This is a genomic window from Actinomycetospora callitridis (assembly GCF_028737265.1).
GTDB lineage: Bacteria > Actinomycetota > Actinomycetes > Mycobacteriales > Pseudonocardiaceae > Actinomycetospora > Actinomycetospora callitridis.
On record NZ_JAQZAK010000001.1, the window covers coordinates 1,139,299 to 1,163,167 of the forward strand.

22 protein-coding genes are annotated in these 23,869 nt (G+C 74.0%); 12 read left to right on the forward strand and 10 right to left on the reverse strand.

The window, feature by feature from the left end; genetic code table 11:
- Positions 1-79: 79 nt before the first annotated feature.
- Entirely contained in the window at positions 80-1,234 is a 1,155-nt protein-coding gene (locus PH191_RS05500) for an aminotransferase class V-fold PLP-dependent enzyme (RefSeq protein WP_274193576.1), read from the reverse strand.
- On the reverse strand, positions 1,212-2,696 hold the full coding sequence (gene sthA / locus PH191_RS05505; RefSeq protein WP_274193577.1) for a Si-specific NAD(P)(+) transhydrogenase: 1,485 nt from the start codon (positions 2,694-2,696) through the stop codon (positions 1,212-1,214). Before sthA ends, PH191_RS05500 begins: the two co-directional genes overlap by 23 nt.
- 136 nt (positions 2,697-2,832) lie before the next feature.
- Here sthA and PH191_RS05510 point away from each other — a divergent pair, with 136 nt between their 5' ends.
- Entirely contained in the window at positions 2,833-3,942 is a 1,110-nt protein-coding gene (locus PH191_RS05510; RefSeq protein ID WP_274193578.1) for a DUF4192 domain-containing protein, read from the forward strand.
- 7 nt (positions 3,943-3,949) lie between these two features.
- On the opposite strand, the gene galE is transcribed toward PH191_RS05510, so the two are convergent.
- Positions 3,950-4,975 carry a UDP-glucose 4-epimerase GalE gene (galE, locus tag PH191_RS05515; protein ID WP_274193579.1) on the reverse strand — a complete coding sequence of 342 codons (1,026 nt, stop codon included), beginning with the start codon at positions 4,973-4,975 and terminating at the stop codon, positions 3,950-3,952.
- Positions 4,976-5,024: 49 nt separating this feature from the next.
- Complete coding sequence (locus PH191_RS05520) at positions 5,025-5,747, reverse strand: iron-dependent transcriptional repressor DtxR (protein WP_274193580.1); 723 nt, start codon at positions 5,745-5,747, stop codon at positions 5,025-5,027.
- 86 nt (positions 5,748-5,833) lie between these two features.
- Here PH191_RS05520 and PH191_RS05525 point away from each other — a divergent pair, with 86 nt between their 5' ends.
- From PH191_RS05525 to PH191_RS05540, 4 genes are all read left to right on the forward strand, one after another.
- Positions 5,834-6,772: a sulfurtransferase gene (locus tag PH191_RS05525; RefSeq protein WP_274193581.1), complete on the forward strand. Its 939-nt coding sequence runs from the start codon at positions 5,834-5,836 to the stop codon at positions 6,770-6,772.
- Positions 6,769-7,968, forward strand: a complete 1,200-nt coding sequence (locus tag PH191_RS05530; protein ID WP_274193582.1) for an acetoin utilization protein AcuC — start codon at positions 6,769-6,771, stop codon at positions 7,966-7,968. Before PH191_RS05525 ends, PH191_RS05530 begins: the two co-directional genes overlap by 4 nt.
- A gap of 19 nt (positions 7,969-7,987) precedes the next feature.
- A complete protein-coding gene (locus PH191_RS05535; RefSeq protein ID WP_274193583.1) occupies positions 7,988-10,681 on the forward strand; it encodes a bifunctional acetate--CoA ligase family protein/GNAT family N-acetyltransferase in 2,694 nt (897 codons plus the stop codon).
- An 83-nt stretch (positions 10,682-10,764) separates the two neighbouring features.
- Positions 10,765-11,256, forward strand: a complete 492-nt coding sequence (locus PH191_RS05540; protein WP_274193584.1) for a hypothetical protein — start codon at positions 10,765-10,767, stop codon at positions 11,254-11,256.
- Positions 11,257-11,578: 322 nt separating this feature from the next.
- On the opposite strand, the gene PH191_RS05545 is transcribed toward PH191_RS05540, so the two are convergent.
- The 3 genes from PH191_RS05545 to PH191_RS05555 form a co-directional block, all read right to left on the reverse strand.
- A complete protein-coding gene (locus PH191_RS05545; protein ID WP_274193585.1) occupies positions 11,579-12,574 on the reverse strand; it encodes a sigma-70 family RNA polymerase sigma factor in 996 nt (331 codons plus the stop codon).
- Between the two features lie 190 nt (positions 12,575-12,764).
- On the reverse strand, positions 12,765-13,232 hold the full coding sequence (gene dtd, locus PH191_RS05550; RefSeq protein WP_274193586.1) for a D-aminoacyl-tRNA deacylase: 468 nt from the start codon (positions 13,230-13,232) through the stop codon (positions 12,765-12,767).
- A gap of 7 nt (positions 13,233-13,239) precedes the next feature.
- Positions 13,240-14,736 (reverse strand): DUF7782 domain-containing protein, encoded by a 1,497-nt coding sequence (locus tag PH191_RS05555; protein WP_420791753.1) that lies wholly within the window; start codon positions 14,734-14,736, stop codon positions 13,240-13,242.
- A 243-nt stretch (positions 14,737-14,979) separates the two neighbouring features.
- Between PH191_RS05555 and acs the strand changes: the two genes are divergently transcribed.
- Positions 14,980-16,920 (forward strand): acetate--CoA ligase, encoded by a 1,941-nt coding sequence (gene acs / locus PH191_RS05560; protein WP_274193587.1) that lies wholly within the window; start codon positions 14,980-14,982, stop codon positions 16,918-16,920.
- A gap of 215 nt (positions 16,921-17,135) precedes the next feature.
- On the opposite strand, the gene PH191_RS05565 is transcribed toward acs, so the two are convergent.
- Both PH191_RS05565 and PH191_RS05570 read right to left on the reverse strand, forming a co-directional pair.
- Positions 17,136-17,969 (reverse strand): lysophospholipid acyltransferase family protein, encoded by an 834-nt coding sequence (locus PH191_RS05565; RefSeq protein WP_274193588.1) that lies wholly within the window; start codon positions 17,967-17,969, stop codon positions 17,136-17,138.
- A 48-nt stretch (positions 17,970-18,017) separates the two neighbouring features.
- Entirely contained in the window at positions 18,018-18,701 is a 684-nt protein-coding gene (locus tag PH191_RS05570; RefSeq protein WP_274193589.1) for a M50 family metallopeptidase, read from the reverse strand.
- A gap of 153 nt (positions 18,702-18,854) precedes the next feature.
- Between PH191_RS05570 and PH191_RS05575 the strand changes: the two genes are divergently transcribed.
- The gene (locus tag PH191_RS05575) at positions 18,855-20,186 is read left to right on the forward strand and encodes an SAM-dependent methyltransferase (protein WP_274193590.1); all 1,332 of its coding nucleotides are present in this window, start codon (positions 18,855-18,857) and stop codon (positions 20,184-20,186) included.
- A complete protein-coding gene (locus PH191_RS05580; protein WP_274193591.1) occupies positions 20,183-21,013 on the forward strand; it encodes a DUF1295 domain-containing protein in 831 nt (276 codons plus the stop codon). The genes PH191_RS05575 and PH191_RS05580 overlap by 4 nt, the downstream gene beginning before the upstream one ends.
- A 37-nt stretch (positions 21,014-21,050) precedes the next feature.
- On the opposite strand, the gene PH191_RS05585 is transcribed toward PH191_RS05580, so the two are convergent.
- Complete coding sequence (locus PH191_RS05585) at positions 21,051-21,512, reverse strand: peroxiredoxin (protein ID WP_274193592.1); 462 nt, start codon at positions 21,510-21,512, stop codon at positions 21,051-21,053.
- A 117-nt stretch (positions 21,513-21,629) separates the two neighbouring features.
- On the opposite strand from PH191_RS05585, the gene PH191_RS05590 reads away from it, so the two are divergent.
- From PH191_RS05590 to PH191_RS05605, 4 genes are read left to right on the forward strand one after another with little or no spacing between them, the layout of a single operon-like run.
- Positions 21,630-22,073, forward strand: coding sequence for a helix-turn-helix domain-containing protein (locus tag PH191_RS05590; protein WP_274193593.1), 444 nt, complete (start codon positions 21,630-21,632; stop codon positions 22,071-22,073).
- Between the two features lie 10 nt (positions 22,074-22,083).
- Positions 22,084-22,515: a VOC family protein gene (locus PH191_RS05595; protein ID WP_274193594.1), complete on the forward strand. Its 432-nt coding sequence runs from the start codon at positions 22,084-22,086 to the stop codon at positions 22,513-22,515.
- Positions 22,512-23,108, forward strand: coding sequence for a maleylpyruvate isomerase family mycothiol-dependent enzyme (locus PH191_RS05600; protein ID WP_274193595.1), 597 nt, complete (start codon positions 22,512-22,514; stop codon positions 23,106-23,108). Before PH191_RS05595 ends, PH191_RS05600 begins: the two co-directional genes overlap by 4 nt.
- A gap of 48 nt (positions 23,109-23,156) precedes the next feature.
- A complete protein-coding gene (locus PH191_RS05605) occupies positions 23,157-23,861 on the forward strand; it encodes an alpha/beta fold hydrolase (protein ID WP_274193596.1) in 705 nt (234 codons plus the stop codon).
- Positions 23,862-23,869 lie beyond the last annotated feature (8 nt).

Sequence of the window (23,869 nt, forward strand, 5' to 3'; positions counted from 1 at the left end):
ACCTTCCTGTCAGCGGCGTGGCGCTACGGACACTCAACGTCTGCGGCGCCACGCCGCTGACATGTGTCCGGGCGTCCGTTCAGACCAACAGCGCCGCGAGCTCCCGAGCCGCGATGCGGGCGTCGTCGAGCGTGACGTAGGGCGCGGCGAAGCCGAAGCGCAGCAGGTCCGGCGGGCGGGCGTCCACGACGACCCCGCGCCGGGCCAGCGCCGCGCACAGGCCCTCGGCGTCGGGGACGCGCACGGCGACGTGCCCGCCCCGACGTCCGTGCTCCCGCGGGGTCAGGACGTCGACCCCGGCCGGCAGCGCCTCGAGGAACGCGTCGCCGAGCGCCAGGGACGCCGCGTGGACGTCGGCGAGCGCGACGCCGTCGAAGATCGACAGCGCGCCGTCGAGGGCGAGCATCGAGAGCATCGGCGGCGTGCCCACGCGGAGGCGCCCGACGCCGGGCGCCGGGGTCCACGCCTCGGTCATCGCGAACGGCTCGGCGTGGCCGGTCCAGCCGGTCAGCGGCGGGTCGAGGACGTCGTGGTGCCGGGCGGCGACGTAGACGAAGGCGGGCGCGCCCGGGCCGCCGTTGAGGTACTTGTAGGTGCAGCCGACGGCCAGGTCGACGCCGAGCCCGTCGAGGTCGACGGGCAGGACGCCGACCGCGTGCGACAGGTCGGCCACCACCACCGCGCCGGCCGCGTGGGCACGGTCGACGATGGGGGCGAGGTCCCACCGCTCGCCGGTCCGGAAGTCGACGGCGGGCACGGCCACCACCGCGGTGTCGGCGTCCGGGGCCAGCGCATCCGGTGCCGCGGTGACGAGCGTCAGCCCCGTCAGGCGCGCCACCGACGTCGCGAGGTAGCGGTCGGTGGGGAAGTGGCCGGCGTCGGAGAGCAGCACCGAGCGCCCCGGCCGGAGCCGGGACGCGGCGATCAGCGCCCCGAACAGCTGCACCGACGTCGAGTCGCCGACCACGGTCTGCCCGGGCGCGGCGCCGACGAGCGCGCCCACCCGGTCGCCCAGGCGCTGCGGCGTCGCCCACCAGCCGCTGTCCTCCCAGCCCGCGACCCCGACCCTCGCCCACTGCTCGTCCACCGCCGCGAGCACCGCGTCCCGCGCGGCACGCGGCTGGGCGCCCAGGGAGTTGCCGGCGAGGTAGACCGCGTCGCCACCGCCGGGGGTGCGCGGGAGGACGAAGGCGTCGCGCGCGAAGCCGGGCTCACGCGAACTGTTCGAGGGCACGGATCTTGTTCGTGGCGTCGAGGGCGGCGACCTTGTAGGCCTCCGAGAGCGTCGGGAAGTTCAGCACCGCGTCGACGAGGTAGTCGACGGTGCCGCCACAGCCCATGATCGCCTGGCCGATGTGGATGAGCTCGGTGGCCGAGGTCCCGAACACGTGCACGCCGAGCAGCGCGTGGGTGTCGGGGGAGACCAGCAGCTTGAGCATGCCGTAGTCGTCGCCGACGATCTGGCCGCGCGCGAGCTCGCGGTAGCGCGAGATGCCCACCTCGTAGGGGACGGCCTGCTCGGTGAGCTCGGCCTCGGTGGCGCCGCAGTAGCTGACCTCCGGGATCGTGTAGATCCCGAACGGCGAGACCGAGGTCATCGACTGCACGGGCTCGCCGAACGCGTGGTACGCCGCCTGCCGGCCCTGCTCCATCGACGTCGCGGCGAGCGCGGGGAAGCCGATGACGTCGCCGACGGCGTAGATGTGCGGCACCGCGGTGCGGAAGTGCTCGTCGACCTTGAGCCGGCCGCGGTCGTCCACCTCGAGCCCGGCGCGCTCCACCGAGAGCTCGTCGGTGACGCCCTGGCGGCCCGCCGAGTACATCACCGTCTCGGCCGGGATCTTCTTGCCGCTCGCGAGCGTCGTCACGGTGCCTCGCTCGGACACCGAGACGCCGGAGACCTCCTCGCCGAACCGGAAGGTCACCGCGAGGTCGCGGAGGTGGAACTTCAGCGACTCGATGACCTCGGCGTCGCAGAAGTCGAGCATCTGGGGCCGGCGCTCGACGACGGTCACGCGGGTCCCGAGCGCGGCGAACATCGAGGCGTACTCGATGCCGATCACCCCGGCGCCGACGACGACCATGCTGGCCGGGATCTGCTCCATCGCGAGGATGCCGTCGGAGTCGACGACGCGGCGGTCGTCGAACTCGACCTGCGGCGGCCGTGCGGGGCGGGTGCCGGTGGCGACGACGATCTTCGCCGCGGTGACCGTCCGGTGCTCGCCGCGAGATCTCTTCCCGTCGCTGCGCTCGCCCCGCGGCTCGCCGACGACCTCGACGGTGTGCTCGTCGACGAACCGGGCGGCGCCGCTGAGCAGGTCGACCCGGTTGCGCTGCAGCTGCGCGCGGATCACCTCCTCCTCGCGGCCGATGACGAAGTTGGTGCGCGCGAGCAGATCCTGGACGGTGATGTCCTGCTTGACCCGGTAGCTCTCGCCGTAGAGCCCGCGCATCGCGTAGCCGGTGAGGTAGAGGACGGCCTCGCGCAGGGTCTTCGAGGGGATCGTGCCGGTCTGGGTGCAGACGCCGCCGATCATGCCGCGACGTTCGACGACGGCGACGCGCTTGCCGAGCTTGGCGGCCGCGATCGCCGCCTTCTGCCCGCCGGGACCCGAGCCGATGACCAGCAGGTCGTAGTCGTGGGACGTGTCGGGGCCCGCGGCGAGATCGGGCGAGACGTCCGTCGGGGGATCCACGGGGTGCACGGCCCCACCCTCGCCGCCGCCGGGGGCCCCGGCAAGCGGATCGCGTGACGCTCCGGGGAACAGCGGTTGTCCACAGGCCCCGGAAACCCGATGGATCCGGTGGGGCCGCCGCTGCGTCGGAACCCGTGTGAGCACCGACCACCGCCCCGGCCGCCCGTCGTCCGACGCCCCGCCCACCGCATCGCCCACCGCACCCACCACCGCCCCCCTCCGACTCCGCCTGCACGAACCCGGCGAGCTCATCGCCGCCGTCCCGCACCTGCTCGGCTTCCGCCCCGTCGAGTCCGTGGTGATCGTCGCCGTGCACGGGCGCGGCCGGCGCCGACGGCTCGGCGTCGTCGCCCGGGCCGACCTGCCCGCCCCCGACGACGTCGAGGCCGTCGTCGAGGGGTGCGCGGCCCGGGTGGTGCCCACCGGCCCCGTCGAGGTCGCGGTGATCGTCGTCGCCTCCGGCCCGGACGACGGCGAGCCACCCCGGGTCGACGTCGCCGACGCCGTCCGCGAGGCCTTCACCCGGCGCGGCGTCGCCGTGCCCTCGCGGCTGTGGGTGCCCGCGATCGCCACCGGGGCGCCGTGGCGGTGCTACCCGCCGTGCGACTGCCGGGGCGCCGTCGCCCCCACCGAGGACTCCCCGCTCGCGGCCGCGGCGGCCTGGCTCGGCCAGGTCACCTACGCGTCGCGCGACGAGCTCGAGGCGTCGCTGGCTCCGGCGGGGTCGCACCACCGGATGCCCGAGCTGCTCGCCGCGGAGTTCGAGGCCGCCGCGCTCGACCGGGAGCTGGGCGGGCCGGCGGCCGCGCGCCGGGACCTCGACGCGGTCGTCGCCGCGCGCGGCGAGGTGGCCGCCGGTCGGGTGCTCGGCGACGCGGAGATGGCGCGCGTCGCGGTGGCCCTCACCGACCCGGACGTCCGGGACACCGTGATGGGCTGGGCGCTCGACCCGGACGAGACGGTCGCGGCGGCGGCCGAGCAGCTCTGGACGCTGCTGGTGCGGGCCGTCCCGGCGCCCGAGGTCGCCGAGCCCGCGATCCTGCTGGCCTGTGGGCTGCTCGTGCGCGGCGGCTCGGCGCTCGTGGGGGTGGCGCTCGAGCGGGCGCGCCGCGCCGACCCGGGGCACCGGCTCACCGGGCTCGTCGAGGCCCTGCTCGCGTCGGGCGCCGGGCCGGACGCGGTGCGCACGATCATCCGCGAGGCCAGCGCCGAGTCGGGCGCGCGGCTGGGAGTCCGGACGAGGTGAGGTGGCCTCAGGCCCGCGCGCGGGCGAAGGCCCAGGCGTCGGCGACGATGCCGTCGAGGTCGGTGTGGGTGGGCTTCCAGCCGAGCTCGGCGCGCGCCCGGGCCGACGACGCGACGAGCACGCCCGGGTCGCCGGCGCGCCGCGGCGCCACACGCGCCGGGATGGCGTGGCCGGTCACCCGGCGGCAGGCCTCGATCACCTCGAGCACCGAGAAGCCCTGCCCGTTGCCCAGGTTGCACACGAGGTGGCCGTCCGCCTCGCGGACCGACCCGGCGTCGCCGCGGGCCAGCAGGTCCAGCGCGAGCACGTGGGCCTCGGCGAGGTCGTCGACGTGGATGTAGTCGCGCACGCAGGTGCCGTCGGCGGTGGGCCAGTCGTCGCCGTAGATCGCGATCTCGTCGCGCTGCCCGAGGGCGACCTGGAGGACGAGGGGGATGAGGTGGGTCTCGACGGTGTGCCGCTCGCCCAGCGCGGCGGTGCCGCCCGTGTCGCCGCTGCCGTCGGTGCCGTGTGCCCCGGCGACGTTGAAGTAGCGCAGGCTCACGGCGCCGAGCGCGCCGCCCGAGGCCGCGGTGTAGTTGCCGATCGCGAGGTCGACGGCGAGCTTCGTCGCGCCGTAGGTGTTGGTCGGGCGCGTCGGCGCGTCCTCGGTGATCGGGGAGCTCTCGGGCTCGCCGTAGGTGGCCGCGCTCGAGGAGAACACCAGCCGCGGCACGTCGTGGCGCCGCAGGGCGTCGAGCAGCGCGACGGTGGTCACGACGTTGCCGTGCCAGTACTTCGCGGGCCTCTCGGCCGACTCGCCCACCAGCGAGCGCGCCGCGCAGTGCACGACGCCGTCGACGTCACCCGCGCCGAGCACCTCGTCGGCGACCTCCGCGACGTCGCCCACCACCAGGCGCGCGCCGTCGGGCACCGCGTCCCGGTGCCCGGTCGACAGATCGTCGACGACCACCACGTCGTTGCCCGCATCCAGCAGGTACCGGGCGCACACGCTGCCCACGTACCCGGCGCCCCCCGTGACCACCAGCGTCATGGCGGCCAGTGTGCCGGGCCTACCGACGTGGGCCCGGCGGGGGGAGGAGCTACTGGGCGCGCACCAGCACGGCGTGGGCCACCAGCGGGTCGACCTGCGCGCTCGAGCCCTTGTGGCCGACGCCCACGGCGTCGCCGAAGCGGGGGATGGCCACGACGTCGACGTCGCTGCCCGGCAGCACGCCGGCGCTCTTGAGGTCGGCCATGAGCTGCTCGTTGAGCTGGATGTGCTCGGCGATGCGGCGCACCTCGACCTTGCCGCCGCCGCCGCGCGCGAACTCGTCGAGCCGCACGAGACCCGCCTCGTCGGGCGTGGGGGTGCGCGTCGGGGCCGCGGGCTCCTCGCCGTCGCTGTTCCGGAGCGTCTCGAGACCGGGGATCGGGTTGCCGTACGGCGACACCGAGGGCTCGCCGAGCAGCGTGAAGAGCTTGCGCTCGACGGCGTCGCTCATGACGTGCTCCCAGCGGCACGCCTCGACGTGCACGTGCTCCCACTCGAGCCCGATGACGTTGACGAGCAGCAGCTCGGCGAGGCGGTGCTTCCGCATGACGGCCACCGCCTTGGCGCGCCCGTTGGGGGTGAGCTCGAGATGACGATCGCCCGCGACGTGGACCAGGCCGTCGCGCTCCATGCGGGCGACGGTCTGGCTGACGGTGGGACCGCTCTGCTCCAGACGCTCGGCGATGCGGGCCCGGAGGGGGACGACCCCTTCCTCCTCGAGCTCGTAGATCGTCCGGAGGTACATCTCGGTGGTGTCGATGAGGTCGTTCATGCACACCCCTTTCCGCTCACCAATAGTACCGACGCCGTCCGACACCGATACGGCGGCGAGGTGGTGCCACAGGGCACGATCGACGCATGGACACCGAGTCGGGTCCCCTGCCCACCCCTGTCGTGCCCGTCGACTGGCTCCGGGACGCCCTCGCGCGCCCCGAGGGACGCCCGGTGGTGCTCGACGTGCGGTGGACGCTGCGGCCGCCGCCCCGCAACGCCAAGGAGCGCAAGGCCGCCGCCCGTGAGGACCCGCCGGGCCTCGTCGAGCACGAGGCAGGCCACATCCCCGGCGCCGTCTACGTCGACCTCGACACCGAGCTCGCGGGTCCGCCGGGCCCCGCGGGCCGCCACCCGCTGCCCGACCCGGACGTGCTCGAGGAGACCCTGCAGCGCGCCGGCGCCGTGGACGACTCCGAGATCGTCGTCTACGACGGCGGCGACGGGATGGCGTCGTCCCGGGCCTGGTGGGTGCTGCGCTGGGCGGGCATCCGGCCCGACCGGGTCGCGGTGCTCGACGGCGGCTGGCCGGCGTGGGTGGCCGCGGGCGGCGAGGTCTCGACGGTCGGCGGGGGCGTGCGCCGCCCCGGCACCCTGCGCGTCGACGCCGGTGCGATGCCGGTGCTCACCGCGTCCGGCGCGGCCGACGTCGCCGCGGCGCGCGACGCCGTCCTGCTCGACGGGCGCGCCGCCGAGCGCTTCCGGGGCGAGACCGAGCCGATCGACCCGGTCGCCGGCCACGTGCCCGGGGCCGAGAACCTGCCGGCCGCCACCCTCATCGGCGACGACGGCCACTGGCGCGCCGCCGACGACGCGGCGTCGGTGCTGCGCCCGCTGGTGGAGGAGGCGGGGGCGGTCGGCGCCTACTGCGGCTCCGGGGTGAGCGCGGCGATGCTCGTGCTCGGGCTGGAGCACGCCGGCCTGCGGACGCCCGCGGATCCCGCCGGGCTCTACGTCGGGAGCTGGTCACACTGGTGCGGCACGGGACGGCCGGTGGAGACCGGCCCCGGTACCGTCGCCACGTGAGCAGCTCCGGAGCCCCGACGGTGGACCCGGCCCGCGTGGCCGTGGTCTGGGACGAGAGCCTGCTGGGCTACAAGCTCTCCGAGTCGCACCCGCTGCACCCGGTCCGCCTCGACCTCACGATGCGCCTCGCGCGCTCGCTGGGTGTGCTCGACGGCGTCGACCTGCTGACCCCGACGATGGCGCCCGACGAGGAGCTGCGCCGCGTCCACGTGGCCAGCTACCTCGAGGCCGTGCGGCTCGCCCCGGAGCGCGGCGACGACATGGCCCACCAGCTCGGGACGTCCGACAACCCGATCTTCGAGGGCATGCACGAGGCGAGTGCCCTGGCCACCGGGGCGTCGATCGCCGCGGCCCGGGAGATCGCCGAGGGCCGCGCCGACCGCGCGATCAACATCGCCGGCGGGCTGCACCACGCCATGGCCGACCACGCGTGGGGCTTCTGCGTCTACAACGACTGCGCGGTGGCGATCTCCTGGCTGCTCGACCACGGCTACGACCGGATCGCCTACCTCGACACCGACGTCCACCACGGCGACGGCGTCCAGGCCGCGTTCTACGACGACGACCGCGTGCTGACGATCTCGATGCACCAGCACCCGCGGACGCTGTGGCCCGGGACCGGCTTCGCCTCCGAGCTCGGCAGCGGCCGGGCGTCGGGGACGGCGGTCAACCTCGCGCTGCCACCCGGCACCCGCGACCAGGGCTGGCTGCGGGCGTTCAGCGCCGTCGTCCCGTCGTTGCTGGGCTCCTTCCGGCCGCAGATCCTCGTCACCCAGTGCGGGGTGGACACCCACCACGAGGACCCGCTGGCCGAGCTGTCGCTCACCGTCGACGGCCACCGCGCGATCTACAGCAGGCTGCGGGAGCTGGCGGCCGAGTACTCGGACGGCAAGTGGCTCGCGCTCGGCGGGGGCGGCTACGGGCTCTTCCGCGCCGTGCCCCGGTCCTGGACCCACCTGCTGGCCACCGTCCTCGACCGCGACGTCGAGCCGAACCGCCCGATCCCCGCGGACTGGACGTCGTACGCCACCGAGAAGACCCGGCGACCCCTGCCGACGTCGATGACCGAGGACGCCCCCACCGACTTCGAGCGCTGGGGCGGCTTCACCGAGGTCGAGGTCGACCCGTTCCTGCTCGAGACCCGCCGCGCGGTGTTCCCCCTGCACGGCCTGGACCCGGCGGACACCCGCGACTGACACCCCGACGAGGGCGAGGATGACCGAGATCGCCGACCCCGACGCCACGACCGCTGAGGTCCGGGCGGTGCCCGACGCGCCCTACCCCGCCCACTGGGAGGCCGACGTCGTGGCCTCCGACGGCGCGACCGCACACCTGCGCCCGATCTCGGCCGACGATGCCGAGGACGTGGTCGCGTTCCACGCCCGGCTGTCGGACCGCACCCGCTACTTCCGGTACTTCAGCCCCTACCCGCACATCCCCGAGCGCGACCTCAAGAACTTCGTCGAGGTCGACCACCACGACCGCGTGGCCCTCGTGCTCTGGCTCGGCCGCGAGATCATCGCGATCGGGCGCTACGTGCGGCTCGCGCAGACCACGGCGGCCGAGGTCGCGTTCGTCGTGCGCGACGACCACCAGGGCCGGGGTCTCGGGTCGATCCTGCTCGAGCACCTCGCCGCGGCCGCCCGCGAGTGCGGCCTCACGCGCTTCGTCGCCGAGGTGCTCACCGAGAACCACCAGATGGTCCGCGTCTTCCGCGACGCCGGGTTCGAGGTCAGCCGCGCGCTCGAGGGGTCGACGCTGCACCTGGAGTTCGACGTCGCGTCCACCTCGCGGGCCCGCGAGGTGCAGCTGTCGCGGGAGCAGCGCGCCGAGGCCCGCAGCGTCGCCAACGTGCTCTCGCCGCGGTCGGTGGCCGTCGTGGGCGCCTCGCCCGACGAGACGAAGATCGGCCACGTCGTGCTCGCGAACCTCCTGCGCAGCGGGTTCACCGGCCCCGTCTACCCGGTGCACCCCGAGGCGCGGTCGGTGCGCGGGGTGCGCGCGTACCCGAGCGTCACCGAGATCCCCGACGACGTGGACCTCGCCGTCCTGGCGGTCCCGCCGGACGAGGTCCCGGGCGTCTTCGACGCGTGCCTCGAGAAGGGGGTGCGGGGGCTCGTCGTCATCACCTCGGGCTTCGGCGAGACCGGTCCGACCGGCCTCGCCGCGCAGCGCGAGCTGGTCACCGCCGCCCGCGCGAACGGCATGCGGGTGGTGGGGCCGAGCGCGCTCGGCGTCGTCAACCTCGCCGCCGAGGTGTCGCTCAACGCCTCGCTCGCGCCGCGGCTGCCCCCGCCGGGCCGGGTGGGCTTCTTCTGCCAGTCCGGCGCGCTCGGCATCCAGATCCTCGCCGCCGCGGCCGAGCGTCGCCTGGGACTGTCGTCGTTCGTCTCGGCCGGCAACCGCGCCGACCTGTCGGGCAACGACCTCATGCAGTACTGGGACACCGATCCCGACACCGACGTCGTGCTGCTCTACCTGGAGACCTTCGGCAACCCGCGCAAGTTCGCCCGGGTCGCCCGCCGGCTCGCCCGGCAGAAGCCCGTGATCGCGGTGAAGAGCGGGCGCCACGTCGCCGCGGCGCCGGGTCTCGCGGGCAGCGCGCAGCCCATCGACGAGGTCGCCGTGGGCGCGGTGTTCGACCAGTCCGGGGTGATCCGGGTCGACTCGGTCGACGAGCTCTTCGACGCCGCCCAGCTGCTCGCCCACCAGCCGCTGCCGCCGGGCCCGCGGATCGGGATCGTCGGCAACTCCACGGCGCTGGGCGTGCTGGCCGCGGACGTGGTGCTCGCCCAGGGCCTGTTCCTCGCCCGGGACCCCGTCGACCTGGGGACCTCCAGCGGCGCCGAGGAGCTGCGTGCGGCGGTGGCCGACCTCCTCGCCGACGACCAGTGCGACGCCCTCGTCGTCGTCTACGTCCCCGCCATCACCACCGACGCCACCGACCACGCCCGGGCCCTCGCCGACGCCGTGCGCGGCGCGGAGAAGCCGGTGGTCTCGACATTCCTCGCCTCGGAGGGCGTGCCCGAGGTGCTCACCGTCTACGACGGCGAGCACGGCGGTCCGCAGCGCGGCAGCATCCCGTCCTACCCGAGCCCCGAGCGTGCGGTGCTCGCGCTGTCGCGCGCCGTGCGCTACACGCAGTGGCGCTCGCGGCCGGTCGGCGATTTCGTCGTCCCGTCCGGCGTCGACGTCGAGGCGGCGCGCACGCTCGTCGCGGCGATCGAGCCCGGCCCGCGCACGCTGCTCACCGACGAGCAGGCCGACGCGCTGCTGCGCTGCGTCGGGGTGGTCGTGGCGCCGTTCCGCCGGGTGCGGTCGGCCGAGGACGCGGTGGCCGTGGCGCGGGAGCTGGGCGGCGCGGTGGTGCTCAAGACCGCCGACCGCGGGTGGCGGCACCGCAGCGACCTGCGCGGGGTGCACGTGGGGCTCACCGAGTCCACCGCGATCGCGAGCGCCTACGAGCAGCTCGTCGAGCTCTCGGGCTCCGACGAGGTGTACGTCCAGGTGCAGGCCCCGCCCGGGATCCCGTGCGTGGTGGAGGTCCGCGACGACCCGTCGTTCGGCTCGCTCGTGTCGTTCGGGCTCGCCGGGGTGGTGGGGGAGCTGCTCGGCGACCGCGCCTACCGCGCCACGCCGCTGTCGACGATGGACGCGGCCACGCTGGTCCGCGCGCCCCGGGCCGCCCCGTTGCTCGACGGCTACCGCGGCGCCCGGCGGGCGGACCTGCCCGCGCTCGAGGACCTCGTGCTGCGGATCGGCGTGCTCGCCGACGCCGTCCCCGAGATCCGCTCGCTCGTGCTCGACCCGGTGCTCGCCGCCGAGCGCGGGGCGCACGCCACCGGCGTCACCGTGGTGCTCGGCCCGCCGCCGGGTCCCAGCGACGCCGGGCCGCGCCGTCTGCGCTGACGCGCTCAGGGGCCAGAGCACCCGAAAGTGCTCACGGGTGCGCAGCACACCGCGGACGGCGGCGCCCTACCGTCGGACGCACCATGCGCCACGCACCCGCGATCCCGACGGCCCTGCGCCTCGGGCTGCTCGCCGCCGTCGTCCTGCTCGCCGCGGGCTGCGGCGAGGCGGGGGAGACGCCGGCACCCCCGACCGCGGCCACGATCCCCACCGGGGCGCCGCCGGCGAACCGACCGGTCCCGGCGGTCCCGGACCCGCTGGTGGCGACACCGCCCGCGGGCACGACGGTGCTGCCCGTCGAGCGGGTCGACGCGGGAGCGCTGCCCGCGGGGCTGCCGACGCTCGTGTGGACCCGCGGGGACCGCACCGTCGGCGTCTACGGACGCGCGGGCGGGTGCACGGACGCGCGGGTGGGGGTCGTCGAGCAGGGCACGGACCGTGTCGTCCTGCGGGTCGTCCAGTTCACGACCGGGCCCGGACCGTGCACACGCGAGGTGCTCTACCCGCCGCTGGAGGTCACCCTCGACGCCCCGCTGGGGCAGCGTCCGGTGGTGCTGACCGGACAGGTGCCCTGAGGGCGGAGGGACCAGGGGGGAGGAGCCGGACCCCGGAAAGTCGGAAGACCGGGCCGGCCCCCGACCGTCCCGGTCTCCCGTCGCGAGGCGAGGTCGGGTTGCGACCTGCCGTCATGGATTTGGCCGAGCCGGTGGACCCCACGTGAGTGGGGTCACACCCGGCCCGTGCACCTCAGACTGCCGTTACTGGCCAGTCACCGTCAATCCGCACTTCGGGCGGCACCGTCCGGAACGATCCCGACACGGTGCGTTCCCGAACGCGCGGTCGGGCCCGTCAACGCACGGCTCAGCGCGCGGCTCAGCTCGCGGCTCAGCTCGCGGCTCAGCTCGCGGCGTAGGCCCTGAGCCGGCTGGCGCGGTCACCGTCGCGGAGCTTGACCATGACCTCGCGCTCGATCTGGCGCACCCGCTCGCGGGAGAGCCCGAACTGCCGGCCGATCTGGTCGAGCGTGCGCGGCTGCCCGTCGTCCAGGCCGTAGCGCAGCCGGATGACGTTCTGCTCCCGCTCGTCGAGCGTCGCGATGACGCGGCGCATGTCGTCGTGGAGCAAGCCGGAGATGACCGTCGACTCGGCGTCGGTGGCCTCGGCGTCCTCGATGAAGTCCCCGAGCGGGGCCTCCTCCTCGGAGCCGACCGGCATGTCCAGGCTCACCGGGTCGCGGCTGTGGTCGAGGAGGTCCGAGACCTTCTCGACCGCGATGCCCGACTCCTCGGCCAGCTCCTCGTGGGTGGCCTCGCGGCCGAGGGTCTGGTGGAGGTCGCGCTTGATGCGGGCGAGCTTGTTGACCTGCTCGACCAGGTGGACGGGCAGGCGGATGGTGCGGGCCTGGTCGGCCATGCCGCGGGTGATGGCCTGGCGGATCCACCACGTCGCGTACGTCGAGAACTTGAAGCCCTTGGCGTAGTCGAACTTCTCGACGGCGCGGATCAGGCCGAGGTTGCCCTCCTGGATGAGGTCCAGCAGCGGCATGCCGCGTCCCGTGTAGCGCTTGGCCAGCGAGACGACCAGGCGCAGGTTGGCCTCGAGCAGGTGCGCGCGGGCCCGACGGCCGTCGCGGGCCACGGCCCGGAGGTCGGTGGCGCGCTGGGGGTCGAGGTCCTCGGACTGCTCGAGCAGGTGCGCCGCGTAGACGCCCGCCTCGATGCGGCGTGCCAGGTCCACCTCGTCGGCGGCCGTCAGCAGCGCGGTTTTTCCGATACCGTTGAGGTAGACGCGGACGAGGTCCGCCGCAGGGCCCTGGGCGTCGAGGTCGCTCTCGGCAGACCCGGTCGGCGTGGCCGCCTCGGGGCCGGTCTGCGGTGCGAGTGTCGCCGTCATTGCTTCCTCCCTGCGCGGCGCGAAGGTGCTGTGGCGCCGCTACATCTGGTCGAACGCGTCGGGGACGGCGTTCGTTCCCGTACTGGGATACAACAGTGGGGTGCCCGGTGTGGCGTGCCCGACGCATGGCGCGCGCCACCCGCGGGCAACTTCTTCCGGATCTCCACTCGACGGCCCGAGCGCGCCTGCGCTACGTCTCCACGAGCACCGTGAAGGGGCCGTCGTTGCTCGATACAACGCGCATGTCGGCCCCGAACTTCCCCACCTCGACGGGCGCCCCGCGCCGGCGTAGCGCCGCGACCACCTCGTCGACCGCCGCGCGCGCCGCCGCCGGGGGTGCGGCCGCCGACCACGAGGGGCGCCGGCCCTTGCGCGTGTCGCCGTAGAGGGTGAACTGGCTGACGACGAGCAGGCCGGCCCCGGTCTCGGCGCAGGAGCGCTCGTCGCCTCTCCTTTCCCCGTCGCTGCGCTCGCCCCTGAGCAGGCGCAGCTCGTGGAGCTTGCGCGCCATGGTCTCCGGGGCGTCGGGACCGTCGTCGCGGTGGACGCCGAGCAGCACGAGCAGCCCGGGGGCGTCGAGCTCGCCGACGACCTCGTCGCCGTCGGGGCCCTCGACGGTGACGCGCGCCCAGGCCACGCGGCTCACGACGGCCCGCACGTCACCCTCACCCGCACTCGAGCATCCCGTGCCGGACGAGGTCCCGGACGACGGGCAGGGTGGCCTCGGCGAGCTCGTCGGCGTCGCGGCCGTGCGCGAGCGCGAGCAGCTCGAGGAGGTCGCGCAGCGGCAGGTACCCGCGGCACCCGGCCAGCAGGGCGGCGCCCAGCTCGTCGACGTCGTGGCGCCACTGCGGGCCGTCGAGGCGCACCAGCGTCGCCGCCACCTCCGACCAGCCCTCGTCGGTGGGGACGAGGCCGCGCTCGAGGGCGACGGTGTCCGGCACCCGGGGCCGCGTGTCGAGCAGCGCGTCGCCGGGGTGGCGGGCGAGCCACGCCGTCCGGTCGAGCCACCCCTCGATCTCGGGGCCCAGCGGGTCGTCGTGGGACTGGCGGAGGTCCTCGCAGACGACCGTGCCCGCGACGTCCGGTGCGGTGCGGCGCAGGGTCACGAACCCGAACCCGATCGCGTGGACGCCCTCGCCGGCCAGGAAGTCCAGCCACCGCTCCGAGAGCGCCGTGCCCTCGGGCGAGGCCGGGTCGACGCCCGCGTCCCGCAGCCAGGTGCCGACGTGCAGCCCGGGGTCCGCGACGTCGCGCTGCACCACCCACGCGTCCAGCCCGTCCGGCGCGGCGGCGTCGGCGGCCTCCGCGAGCCAGGTGCGCGGGCGGTCGGTCCAGTCGTCGGAGGTGATCAGCCAGGACGCGAGCAGCTGGGCGACGCCGCCCTCGGTCAGGAAGCCGGGCAGCCGGCCCACCAGCAGCGCGCTCGCCCCGTCGCCGCCGAGCCCGGAGTCGCGGTAGACGTGGTCCACCTGCGGCGGCCCGGGCACGAACGGCGGGTTGCTGACGATCTGGTCGAACCGGCGCCCGGCCACCGGCTCGAGCCACGGGCCGTCGAGGAGCTCGGCGTCGACCCCGGAGAGCGCGAGTGTCACCCGCGCCATGTCCAGCGCGCGGGCCGAGACGTCCGTGGCCGTCATCCGGCGCGCGTGCCCGGAGCAGTGCAGCACCTGCACCCCGCACCCGGTGCCCACGTCCAGGAGCGTGTCGACGGGGCGGCGGACCGTCGCCCGCGCCAGCGACAGCGACGCCGCGCCGGTGCCCAGGACGTGCTCGCGGTCGGCGGTCCGGCCGGCGGGGTCGACCTCGAGGTCCGAGAGCACCCACCACGGCGCCGCGTCCGGGACGGCCGCGTCGCCGTGCGGGCGCAGGTCCAGCGCGGCGGAGACCTGCCCGTCCCGGTCGGCGAGCAGCCCGGCGGACACGGCCTCGTCGACGTCCGCGGGCTCCAGCGCCGCCGCCACCTCGTCCCGCGGCACGGGGTCGCCCAGCAGGAACAACCGGATCAGCGTGCCCGCGTCGCCCGCGTCCCGGATCGCCCGACGGGCCGGCGTGGTCTCGCCGCGGTCGAGCGCGGCGCGTGCCGCCGGGCCGAGGAGTGCGGCCACCCGGTCCACCGTGAACCCCGTTCGCACCAGGGCCGTGCGTAAGCCACGCCACAATTGGGCATCAGGGACGACGACACCCCCCGTGACAGCGATGTCCGAATCGGGGAGGTCGGGTCGGGGCACGCACGTGATCGTCACACTGCAGCCGCAGGCGATCATCGCCACCCCGGACGCGACTTCTCCGATCGCACCGTTGCCTCGGGCAGGGATGTGCGTGACGGTACGCACACAGCAAGGGGCACCAGGCGTCGACGGCGCCCGTCGGTGCCCGTGACGACGACCGGGAGGCACACGCGGATGTCGGAAGCGACCACCAGCCAGGAGGGGAAGACCTACCCGCCGGACTCGGAGCTGTCGAAGACGGCCAACGTGCGGCCGGAGATGCTGGAGCAGGATCTCGAGGAGTTCTGGAGCCAGCAGGCCCAGGACAAGATCAGCTGGTTCGAGCCCTTCGACACGGTGCTCGAGTGGAACCTGCCCTACGCGAAGTGGTTCGTGGGCGGGAAGCTCAACGCCTGCTACAACTGCGTCGACCGCCACGTCGAGAACGGCAAGGGCGACAAGGTCGCCCTGCACGTCGTGCCCGACGACGGCCCGGACTCGTCCGAGGCGCGGGACATCACCTTCTCGCAGCTGCAGGAGCAGGTGGTCAAGTTCGCCAACGGGCTCAAGAAGCTCGGGGTCGGCAAGGGCGTCCCGGTCGGCATCTACATGCAGATGATCCCCGAGGCCGTCGTGGCCATGCTGGCGTGCGCCCGTCTGGGCGCGCCGCACACCGTGGTGTTCGGCGGGTTCAGCGGCAAGGCCGTGGCCGAGCGCTGCAACGACCTCGAGTGCAAGGTCCTCATCACCCAGGACGAGGCGATGCGCGGCGGCAAGTCCGGCGCGCAGAAGACCAACGCGGACGAGGGTCTCGACGCCGGCCCGACCACCGTCGAGAAGGTCGTCGTCGTCAAGCGCTCCGGCGCGGACATCCCGATGGGCGACCGCGACGTCTACCTCGACGACCTCGTCGCGGACGTCTCCGGCGACGCGTCGGACTGCCCGTGCGAGCCGATGGAGTCCGAGGACCTGCTCTTCCTGCTCTACACGTCGGGCTCCACCGGGAAGCCGAAGGGCGTCGTCCACACCACCGGCGGCTACCTGGTCGGTTGCGCGACGACCCACAACCTGGTCTTCGACGTCAAGGACGACTCGGTCTACTGGTGCGCGGCCGACATCGGCTGGATCACCGGCCACAGCTACATCGTCTACGGACCGCTGGCCAACGGGTGCACCTCGGTGCTCTTCGAGGGCGTCCCCGGCTACCCGGACAAGGACGTCTGGTGGAGGACCGTCGACAAGTACGGGGTGACGATCCTCTACACCTCGCCGACGGCGATCAAGTCGCACATGAAGGCCGGCGAGCAGCACATCGAGGGCCACGACCTGAGCTCGATCAAGATTCTCGGGAGCGTCGGTGAGCCGATCAACCCGGACGTCTGGGAGTGGTACCGCGAGCACGTCGGCGGCGGCAAGGCGCCGATCATGGACACCTGGTGGCAGACCGAGACCGGGCACATCCTGATCACGCCGCTGCCCGGGATCACCACGATGAAGCCGGGCATGGCCCAGCAGCCGTTCCCGGGTGTGCGTCCGGAGGTCCGCGACGACGAGGGCAACCAGCTCGGCGTCGAGCAGACGGGCAACCTCGTGCTCACCCAGCCCTGGCCGGGCATGATGCGCACGCTCTACAACGACGACCAGCGCTTCAAGGACACCTACTGGTCGAAGTACTCCGACGCGTACTTCGCCGGTGACGGCGCCAAGTACGACGCCGACGGCGACATCCAGCTCATGGGTCGCATCGACGACGTCGTCAACGTGTCCGGCCACCGTCTCTCGACCTTCGAGGTCGAGAGCGCCCTGGTCGAGCACGCCGACGTCGCCGAGGCCGCCGTCGCGGCGCGCAAGGACGACGACACCGGCCAGGCGATCGTCGCCTTCGTGTCGCTCAAGGGCGACAAGGAGGGCACCGAGGAGCTGGAGCAGGCGCTGCGCGAGCAGGTGGCCCAGTCGATCGGCAAGCTCGCCCGTCCCGCGACGGTGATCTTCGCCAGTGACCTGCCGAAGACGCGGTCGGGGAAGATCATGCGGCGGCTCCTCAAGAACCTCGCGGAGGGCGAGGAGCTGGGCGACACGTCCACGCTGGTCGACCCGACCGTCGTGGAGGAGATGCAGAAGCAGATGAACGGCTAGGTGCGCTGCGCGCATGTGGGCACCTCGAAGTGCTCACATGCCGGAGGCACACGAGCGGCACTTTCGCTTCATCGGATGAAGCGGAAGTGCCGTTCGTTCGTTCTGGGGCCGGTGTGCAGGGTCGGCACCGAAGATCAGGGGCGCGAGATGCACCTCGTCCGCGTTCGGGAGGTGTACGACGCGCTGGTGATCTTCTGGGCTGATGTGGAGCTTGCTCAGCTGACGGCGGGCGGCTGGAGGTCGGCCGCGGGCTCCGGGTCGCGGACCTCGGGCTGCGGCGGCTCCTCGCGACGCAGCACCGCGAGCTGCTCGGTGATCCGGCCCATGATCCGGTCGGTGGCCTCCTGCAGGGCGGTGCGCCCGATCCGTCCCTCGCGCAGGTCGTGGAGGACGACGGGCGGGCCCGCGAGCACGCGCAGGGTCGCGCGCGGGTAGAGCGTGCCGAACTTCGCGGTCGGCGGGAGCAGGTGGTTGGAGCCCCACTGGGCCACCGGGATCACCGGCGCGCCGGTCTCCAGGGCCATGCGCGCGACGCCGGTGCGCGCCGGGCGGGGCCATCCGTCGGAGTTCTCGGAGAAGCCGCCCTCGGGGTAGACGACCACGACCTCGCCCTGGCGGACCGCCTCGACCGCCGCGCGGTAGGCCTCGATGCCGGAGGCGCTGCGGTCGACGGGGATGTGCCGGCCCCCGCGCAGCGGCGCGCCGACCACCGTCTGGCCCCACAGCTCCTTCATCGCGAGGAAGCGGGGCACGCGGCCCTGGGCCATGCAGTAGGAGACCAGGACGATCGGGTCGACGTGCGAGAGGTGGTTCACCGCGAGCAGCGCCCCGCCCGACGCCGGCACCTGCCGCCCGCCGCGGAAGTCCCAGCGCGCCACGGCCATGAGCACCGGCCAGAGCACGTCGATCGCGAAGCCGTACCAGAAGCCGCGGTCGGTGCGGGGGTAGAGCGCCAGGATCGCGAGCTTGCGCCACAGCCGCATCGGCCGCCCCGGACGACGGCGATCGTGGGCCTGGGAGATCCGGCGGAGCCGGTCCTGACGCGCCATGCCGCAGATCATGTCTCCCGGCGTCGCGGACTGCATGGGTGGGCGTCCCTAGCCGATGGCGTAGCCCGGCCGGAGGAGGAGTTGGCCGCCGACGATGAGGGTCACGATCGAGACGAAGGCCCAGAGCAGCTCCCATACGAACGTAGGAAAGATGATCGTCGCTCTTGCCAGGTAGCCCGCGTCCGCCTTGCCGCCACGGAACTTCAGGTTGTCGGCGGCGCCGCCGATGAGCAGGAGCCACGCGATGCCCACCGCGACTCCGGCTTGGAGCTCTGCCGAACCGGACACCAGTACGTAGCCGACTCCGAGCACCACCAACGTGGGTACGAGGAAAGCTAGCCCCTTGATCGAGAACGGGATGAGGGCGAAGGACAGGACCACCGCTCCGAGGAGGACCGCCCAGGGGTTCCCGATCGCGATGAGTGCGGCGGCGGCGAGACCGAGAAGGGGAGGTGTCGCGTAGCCCACGATCCAATTCAGGACGTTGGGAAACCACGCGGAGCGTGCCCAGCCCGTCTCTCCGTTGCCGTTGTCCTTGAGCTCCATGGTGATCTTCGGTCGGAGGGTGACAGCTGCGACGAGGACGTGACCCCCCTCGTGTGCGAGCGTGACGAAGTACTTCCGGAGGACGGCGGAGAAACACACGAACAGCAGCACGATGAACCCGACACCGAACGCGATCGGCTCTCCCACGATCGGGACGTCGTTCACCGCCAGGTCCACCCCCACCATGGAGTGAATCGCAGCACGTTCCGTATTCGGATCACCCGGACGACACGCCGTCTACACCCGATCGCGACGAGGCAACTGTGACGGATGCGAACCGGGCGAACCGATGGCCGCTTCCGTCCGATCCATGGGACGTCGCGACGGAGGGAGAACACGATGGGCGCAGGGGCAGCACAGCGGGTGGTGGGCGCGGTCGGGGCCTTCCTCGAGGGTCCGATCCCGGTGCGCATCCGGGCGTGGGACGGCAGCGAGGCCGGGGCGGCGCCGGGGCCCGGCGTCCCGACGGTGGTGCTGCGCTCGCGGCGGGCGCTGCGCCGGCTGCTGTGGGAGCCGGGCGAGATGGGCCTGGCGCACGCCTACGTCTCGGGCGACCTCGACGTCGACGGTGACCTCGCCGAGGGGCTCTCGGCGATGTGGGCGCTGGTGAACTCCGGGACGATCACGAAGCGCCGCCCCGGCGCCCGCGAGCTGCCGGGCCTGGCCGCGCAGGCCGTGCGTCTCGGCCTGCTCGGTACCAGGCCGGCGCCCCCGCCCGAGGCCATCAGGATCAAGGGGCGACTGCACAGCAAGCGCCGCGACCGGGCCGTCATCGCCCACCACTACGACGCCGGCAACGCCTTCTACGGTCTGCTGCTCGACGACTCCATGGCCTACTCGTCGGGCTACTGGACGTCGGAGGACAGCACCCTCGAGCAGGCGCAGCGCGACAAGCTCGACCTGGTCTGCCGCAAGCTCGACCTCGCGCCCGGGCGCCGGCTGCTCGACATCGGCTGTGGTTGGGGTTCGCTCGCCGTGCACGCCGCGCGCGAGTTCGGCGCCCAGGTGCGGGCGGTGACGATCTCGCGCGAGCAGCGCGACCAGGTCAACGCCCGGATCCGCGCCGAGGGGCTCGCCGGGCAGGTGCAGGTCGACCTGCTCGACTACCGCGACGTCGCCGAGAAGATCACCGCGGTCGACGGCCCGTTCGACGCCGTGAGCGCGATCGAGATGGGCGAGCACGTCGGCGACGCGCACTACCCGGTCTTCGCCGCGACCCTCCACGGCGCGCTCCGGCCGGGCGGGCGGGCGCTCGTCCAGCAGATGTCGCGCGGGGCGAACGCGCCGGGCGGCGGAGCGTTCATCGAGACCTACGTGACCCCGGACATGGTGATGCGCCCCGTCGGCGACACCCTGACGTTCCTGCAGCGCTCCGGCCTCGAGGTCCGCGACGTGCACGTCATGCGCGAGCACTACGTCCCGACGATCCGGGCCTGGCTCGCGACGCTCGAGGAGCGCTTCGACGAGGCCGTCGGGCTCCTCGGCGAGCGCGGCGCGCGGATGTGGCGGCTCTACCTGGCCGGCGGTGCGCTGGCGTTCGAGGAGAACCGCATGGGCGTCGACCAGATCCTCCTCGCCCGCCCGACCGACCGCGGCCGCAGCGGCATGCCCGTCACCCGCGACGACTGGTCGGTGCGGGCGCGGTCGGACGCGGGTACGACGGGATCGTGAGCCCAGCCTTCGACCTGGCCGCCTTCGGCCTCCTGGTCGCGGCCGCGGTGGCCGGCGTCGTCGTGGTGTTCGCGGCGACGCTGGTCGTCGCGCGCGCGGCCGGGCGGCACAGCGTCGTCGACGTGACCTGGGGCCTGGGCTTCGTGGCCGTCGCGGTGATCGCGTACGTGACCTCGGGCGTCCTCGGCGTCGGCGACACCGTGGTGCGCACCGTCGTGCTCGCGCTCGTGGCGGTCTGGGGCCTGCGCCTGGCGATCTACATCGGCTGGCGCAACCACGGGAAGGGCGAGGACCCGCGCTACGCGGAGATGCTCGGCGACGACCACCCGCCGGGCGCGGTGACCGCCTTCGTGCTCCGCAAGGTCTACCTGCCGCAGGCCGGCGTCATGCTCGTCGTGTCCCTGCCCGTGCTGGCCGCGATGGTGCGGGCGTCGACGGTGCTGCCCGTGGTGATCGTCGGCGCCCTGCTGTGGCTGGTGGGGTTCGCCTTCGAGTCGGTCGGCGACGCCCAGCTCGCGTCGTTCAAGGCCGACCCGGACAACAAGGGCAAGGTCATGGACTCGGGGCTCTGGCGCTACACCCGCCACCCGAACTACTTCGGCGACGCCTGCGTCTGGTGGGGCGTCTTCGTCGTCGCGGCGGGCCACCCGCTCGCCCTGGTCACCGTCGTCGGGCCGCTGCTGATGACGTACCTGCTCACGTCCGTGACGGGCAAGGAGCTCACCGAGAAGTCGATGTCGCAGCGCCCGGGCTACGACGAGTACGTGCGCCGCACCTCGGGCTTCCTCCCGCTGCCCCCGGGCTCCCGCCCGGCCCGCGCCACGTGAGGCGGTGCGGACCGGACGGGGCAGAGCCGGGGCGGGGTCACGCGCCCTGGCGCTCGCGCAGGGTCGTGAGGGCGTCGTCCGCGTGCAGGTCGAACTTCATCTCGCTGCCGATCACCTCGAGCACCGTGCGGTCGGTGTCGATGACGAAGGTCTTGCGCTTCACCGGCAGCGCCGGCAGCCACGACCGCTTGGCGCCGAACTGCTTGGCGACGGCACCGTCGGGGTCCGAGAGCAGGGGGTAGTCGAAGGAGTTCGCGGTCGAGAACGTGTGCTGCCTCTCGACCGAGTCGGCGCTGATACCGACGCGCTGGGCCCCCACCGCGGCGAACTCGGATGCGAGGTCGCGGAAGTGACAGCTCTCCTGGGTGCAGCCGCCCGAGGAGGCCAGGGGGTAGAAGAACAGCACCACCGGACCGTCGGCGAGCAGTCCGGACAGCGTCCGGCGGGTGCCGGTGTCGTCGGCGAGCTCGAAGTCGGGGGCGATGTCTCCGGCCTTCATGGGGTTCCTTCCGGGGGCAGGGATGTCTCGGCACGCGTACGTCCCGGGCGCGCGAGGGGTTCGGCGGCCGTGACACGGGCGTGTCGCCGGGCGATGATGGGCCACGATGATGGGGCCGTGGGCACGGTGACCGCGCACCCGGTCGAGCGGCACCTGCTGCGGGCGCGCGACCTGGCCGACCGTGCCTACGCCGAACCCCTCGACGTGCCCGATCTCGCGCGCGCCGCCGGGCTCAGCACCGCCCACTTCAGCGACCGCTTCGCCGCGGCGTTCGGCGTCACCCCCCACGCCTATCTGCTCACGCGTCGGCTGGAACGGGCCGCGGCGCTGCTGCGCCAGACCGATCACACGGTGGCCCGGATCTGCGCCGAGGTGGGCCTGAGCAGCGTCGGCAGCTTCACCGTCAGCTTCCGGCGCATGTTCGGGCGCACCCCGACCGCCCATCGGACGGCGTTCCCGCCCGCGCACGACCACGCGCTCCTGCCGGAGTGCGTGACGCGCCTCTACGGGCGCCCGCAGAACCGGAGTTCTCGAGAGGACCCGCGCGTCGCGGATCCCTAACGTCGGCGCCGTGCTCGCCATCCACCGCATCAACGTCTGGGTCCACGACCAGCGGGTCGCCCTGGAGTTCTGGACGCGCAAGGTCGGGTTCGAGCTCCGGGCGGACGCGACCTTCCCCGAGCTCGGCGGCTTCCGCTGGCTGACCGTCGGGCCACCGGGGCAGGCCGACCTGGAGCTCGTGCTGATGGCGGTCCCGGAGCCGCCGGTGCTCGCGCGCGAGCAGACCGAGCTCATCCGCTCCGTGATGTCCCAGGGCCTGGCCGGTGCGATCTTCCTGGCGACCGACGACGTGCGGCGCGACCACGAGCTGCTCACGGCCCGGGGAGTCGAGTTCACCGAACCCCCCGAGGCGCGGCCCTACGGCATCGACGCCGGGTTCCGCGATCCCTCGGGCAACCAGGTGCGGCTGACCCAGGTCCTCACGGGCGGGGCTCCGGCATGAGCACCAGCACGCTCGACGCCCTGGTCGCGGCCGAGTTCACGGCGTTGGCGGACGCGCTCGAGCCGCTCGGGCCCGACCGCTGGTCGGCGGACTCGCTGTGTGCGGGGTGGACGGTCGCCCACGTCGTCGCCCACCTGACGATGGCCGCGCGCTACCCGGCCGACCGCTTCGCGGCCGAGCTCGCCGCCGACGGGTACGACTTCACCCGCACCTCCGACCGCCTCGCGGCGGCCGACGGGACGCTGCTGCCCACCGCGCTGATCGCGGACCTGCGCAGCGACACGATGGCCTCCTTCGCCCAGCCCGGTGGCGGGATGGCCGGCTCGCTGAGCCACGTGGTGATCCACGGACTCGACGTGACGGTGCCGCTGGCCCTCGGGCGGGTCGGTGCCGACGAGGCCGCCGCGGCGGTCCTCGATCAGCTCGTCGCCCCGGGCGGGCGCACCGTCTTCGGAGTCGACACGGCCGGTCTCGCCCTCAGCGCCACCGACCTGGCCTGGACGCACGGGCGGGGGACGCCGGTGGCCGCGAGCGCCGCCGAGCTGATCCTCGCGCTCGCCGGCAGGCAGGGTGGCGCGCGCCTCGTCCGCTGAGGCGCCTCCCGGCCCGCGTCCCCACGCCGCAGGCCGCAGGATGGAGACGTGACGCTCCCGCGCCTCGACCGCGTCCGCCCCGCCACCCGGCGTCCCGTGACCGGCGCCGTCGTCGTCCTCCACGGCGGGAGCCCGGACAACCGGGACGCCGCCGACGGCCTGCGGCTGCCCTACCTGCGGATGGTGCCGTTCGCGCGGAGCCTCGCGTCCGCCGGAGCCCGCCGCGGGGTGGACGTCGGCCTGCTGCGCTACCGCTACCGCGGCTGGAACGCCCCCGACCTCGACCCCGTGCAGGACGCCCGCTGGGCCCTGCGCGACCTGCGGCAGCGTCACGGCGACGTGCCCGTCGTGCTGGTCGGGCACTCGATGGGCGGGCGCGCCGCACTGCGCGTCGGCGGCGACGAGGGCGTGGTCGGCGTCGCCGGGCTGGCGCCGTGGATCGAGCGCGGCGAGCCCTGGGAGCACCTCGCGGGCCGGACGGTGCTGATCGCCCACGGCGACCGCGAGCGCATGACCTCCCCGCAGGCCTCCCGGTGGTTCGCCGGCCGGGTGGCGACGATCTCCGATCGCGTCGCCCGCTTCGACGTCCTCGGCGACGGCCACACGATGCTGCGGCGGGCGTCCGACTGGCACGACCTCGTCACACACTTCGCCCTCGGGGCCCTCGGACTCGAACCGTTCACCGAGCCCGTCGCGAAAGCGATGGCGGCAGGGGATCCGGAGGGACTGGAGGTCCCCCTGGAGAATCCGTAGGGATTCGG

What these genes read in the sequence shown, in the direction of transcription:
- galE (WP_274193579.1), bottom strand. Translation starts at nt 4,975, where the DNA reads ATGACGCTGGTGGTCACGGGGGGCGCCGGGTACGTGGGCAGCGTGTGC.
- PH191_RS05520 (WP_274193580.1), bottom strand. Translation starts at nt 5,747, where the DNA reads ATGAACGACCTCATCGACACCACCGAGATGTACCTCCGGACGATCTAC.
- PH191_RS05525 (WP_274193581.1), top strand. Translation starts at nt 5,834, where the DNA reads ATGGACACCGAGTCGGGTCCCCTGCCCACCCCTGTCGTGCCCGTCGAC.
- PH191_RS05535 (WP_274193583.1), top strand. Translation starts at nt 7,988, where the DNA reads ATGACCGAGATCGCCGACCCCGACGCCACGACCGCTGAGGTCCGGGCG.
- PH191_RS05540 (WP_274193584.1), top strand. Translation starts at nt 10,765, where the DNA reads ATGCGCCACGCACCCGCGATCCCGACGGCCCTGCGCCTCGGGCTGCTC.
- PH191_RS05545 (WP_274193585.1), bottom strand. Translation starts at nt 12,574, where the DNA reads ATGACGGCGACACTCGCACCGCAGACCGGCCCCGAGGCGGCCACGCCG.
- acs (WP_274193587.1), top strand. Translation starts at nt 14,980, where the DNA reads ATGTCGGAAGCGACCACCAGCCAGGAGGGGAAGACCTACCCGCCGGAC.
- PH191_RS05565 (WP_274193588.1), bottom strand. Translation starts at nt 17,969, where the DNA reads ATGGCGCGTCAGGACCGGCTCCGCCGGATCTCCCAGGCCCACGATCGC.
- PH191_RS05570 (WP_274193589.1), bottom strand. Translation starts at nt 18,701, where the DNA reads ATGGTGGGGGTGGACCTGGCGGTGAACGACGTCCCGATCGTGGGAGAG.
- PH191_RS05575 (WP_274193590.1), top strand. Translation starts at nt 18,855, where the DNA reads ATGGGCGCAGGGGCAGCACAGCGGGTGGTGGGCGCGGTCGGGGCCTTC.
- PH191_RS05585 (WP_274193592.1), bottom strand. Translation starts at nt 21,512, where the DNA reads ATGAAGGCCGGAGACATCGCCCCCGACTTCGAGCTCGCCGACGACACC.
- PH191_RS05600 (WP_274193595.1), top strand. Translation starts at nt 22,512, where the DNA reads ATGAGCACCAGCACGCTCGACGCCCTGGTCGCGGCCGAGTTCACGGCG.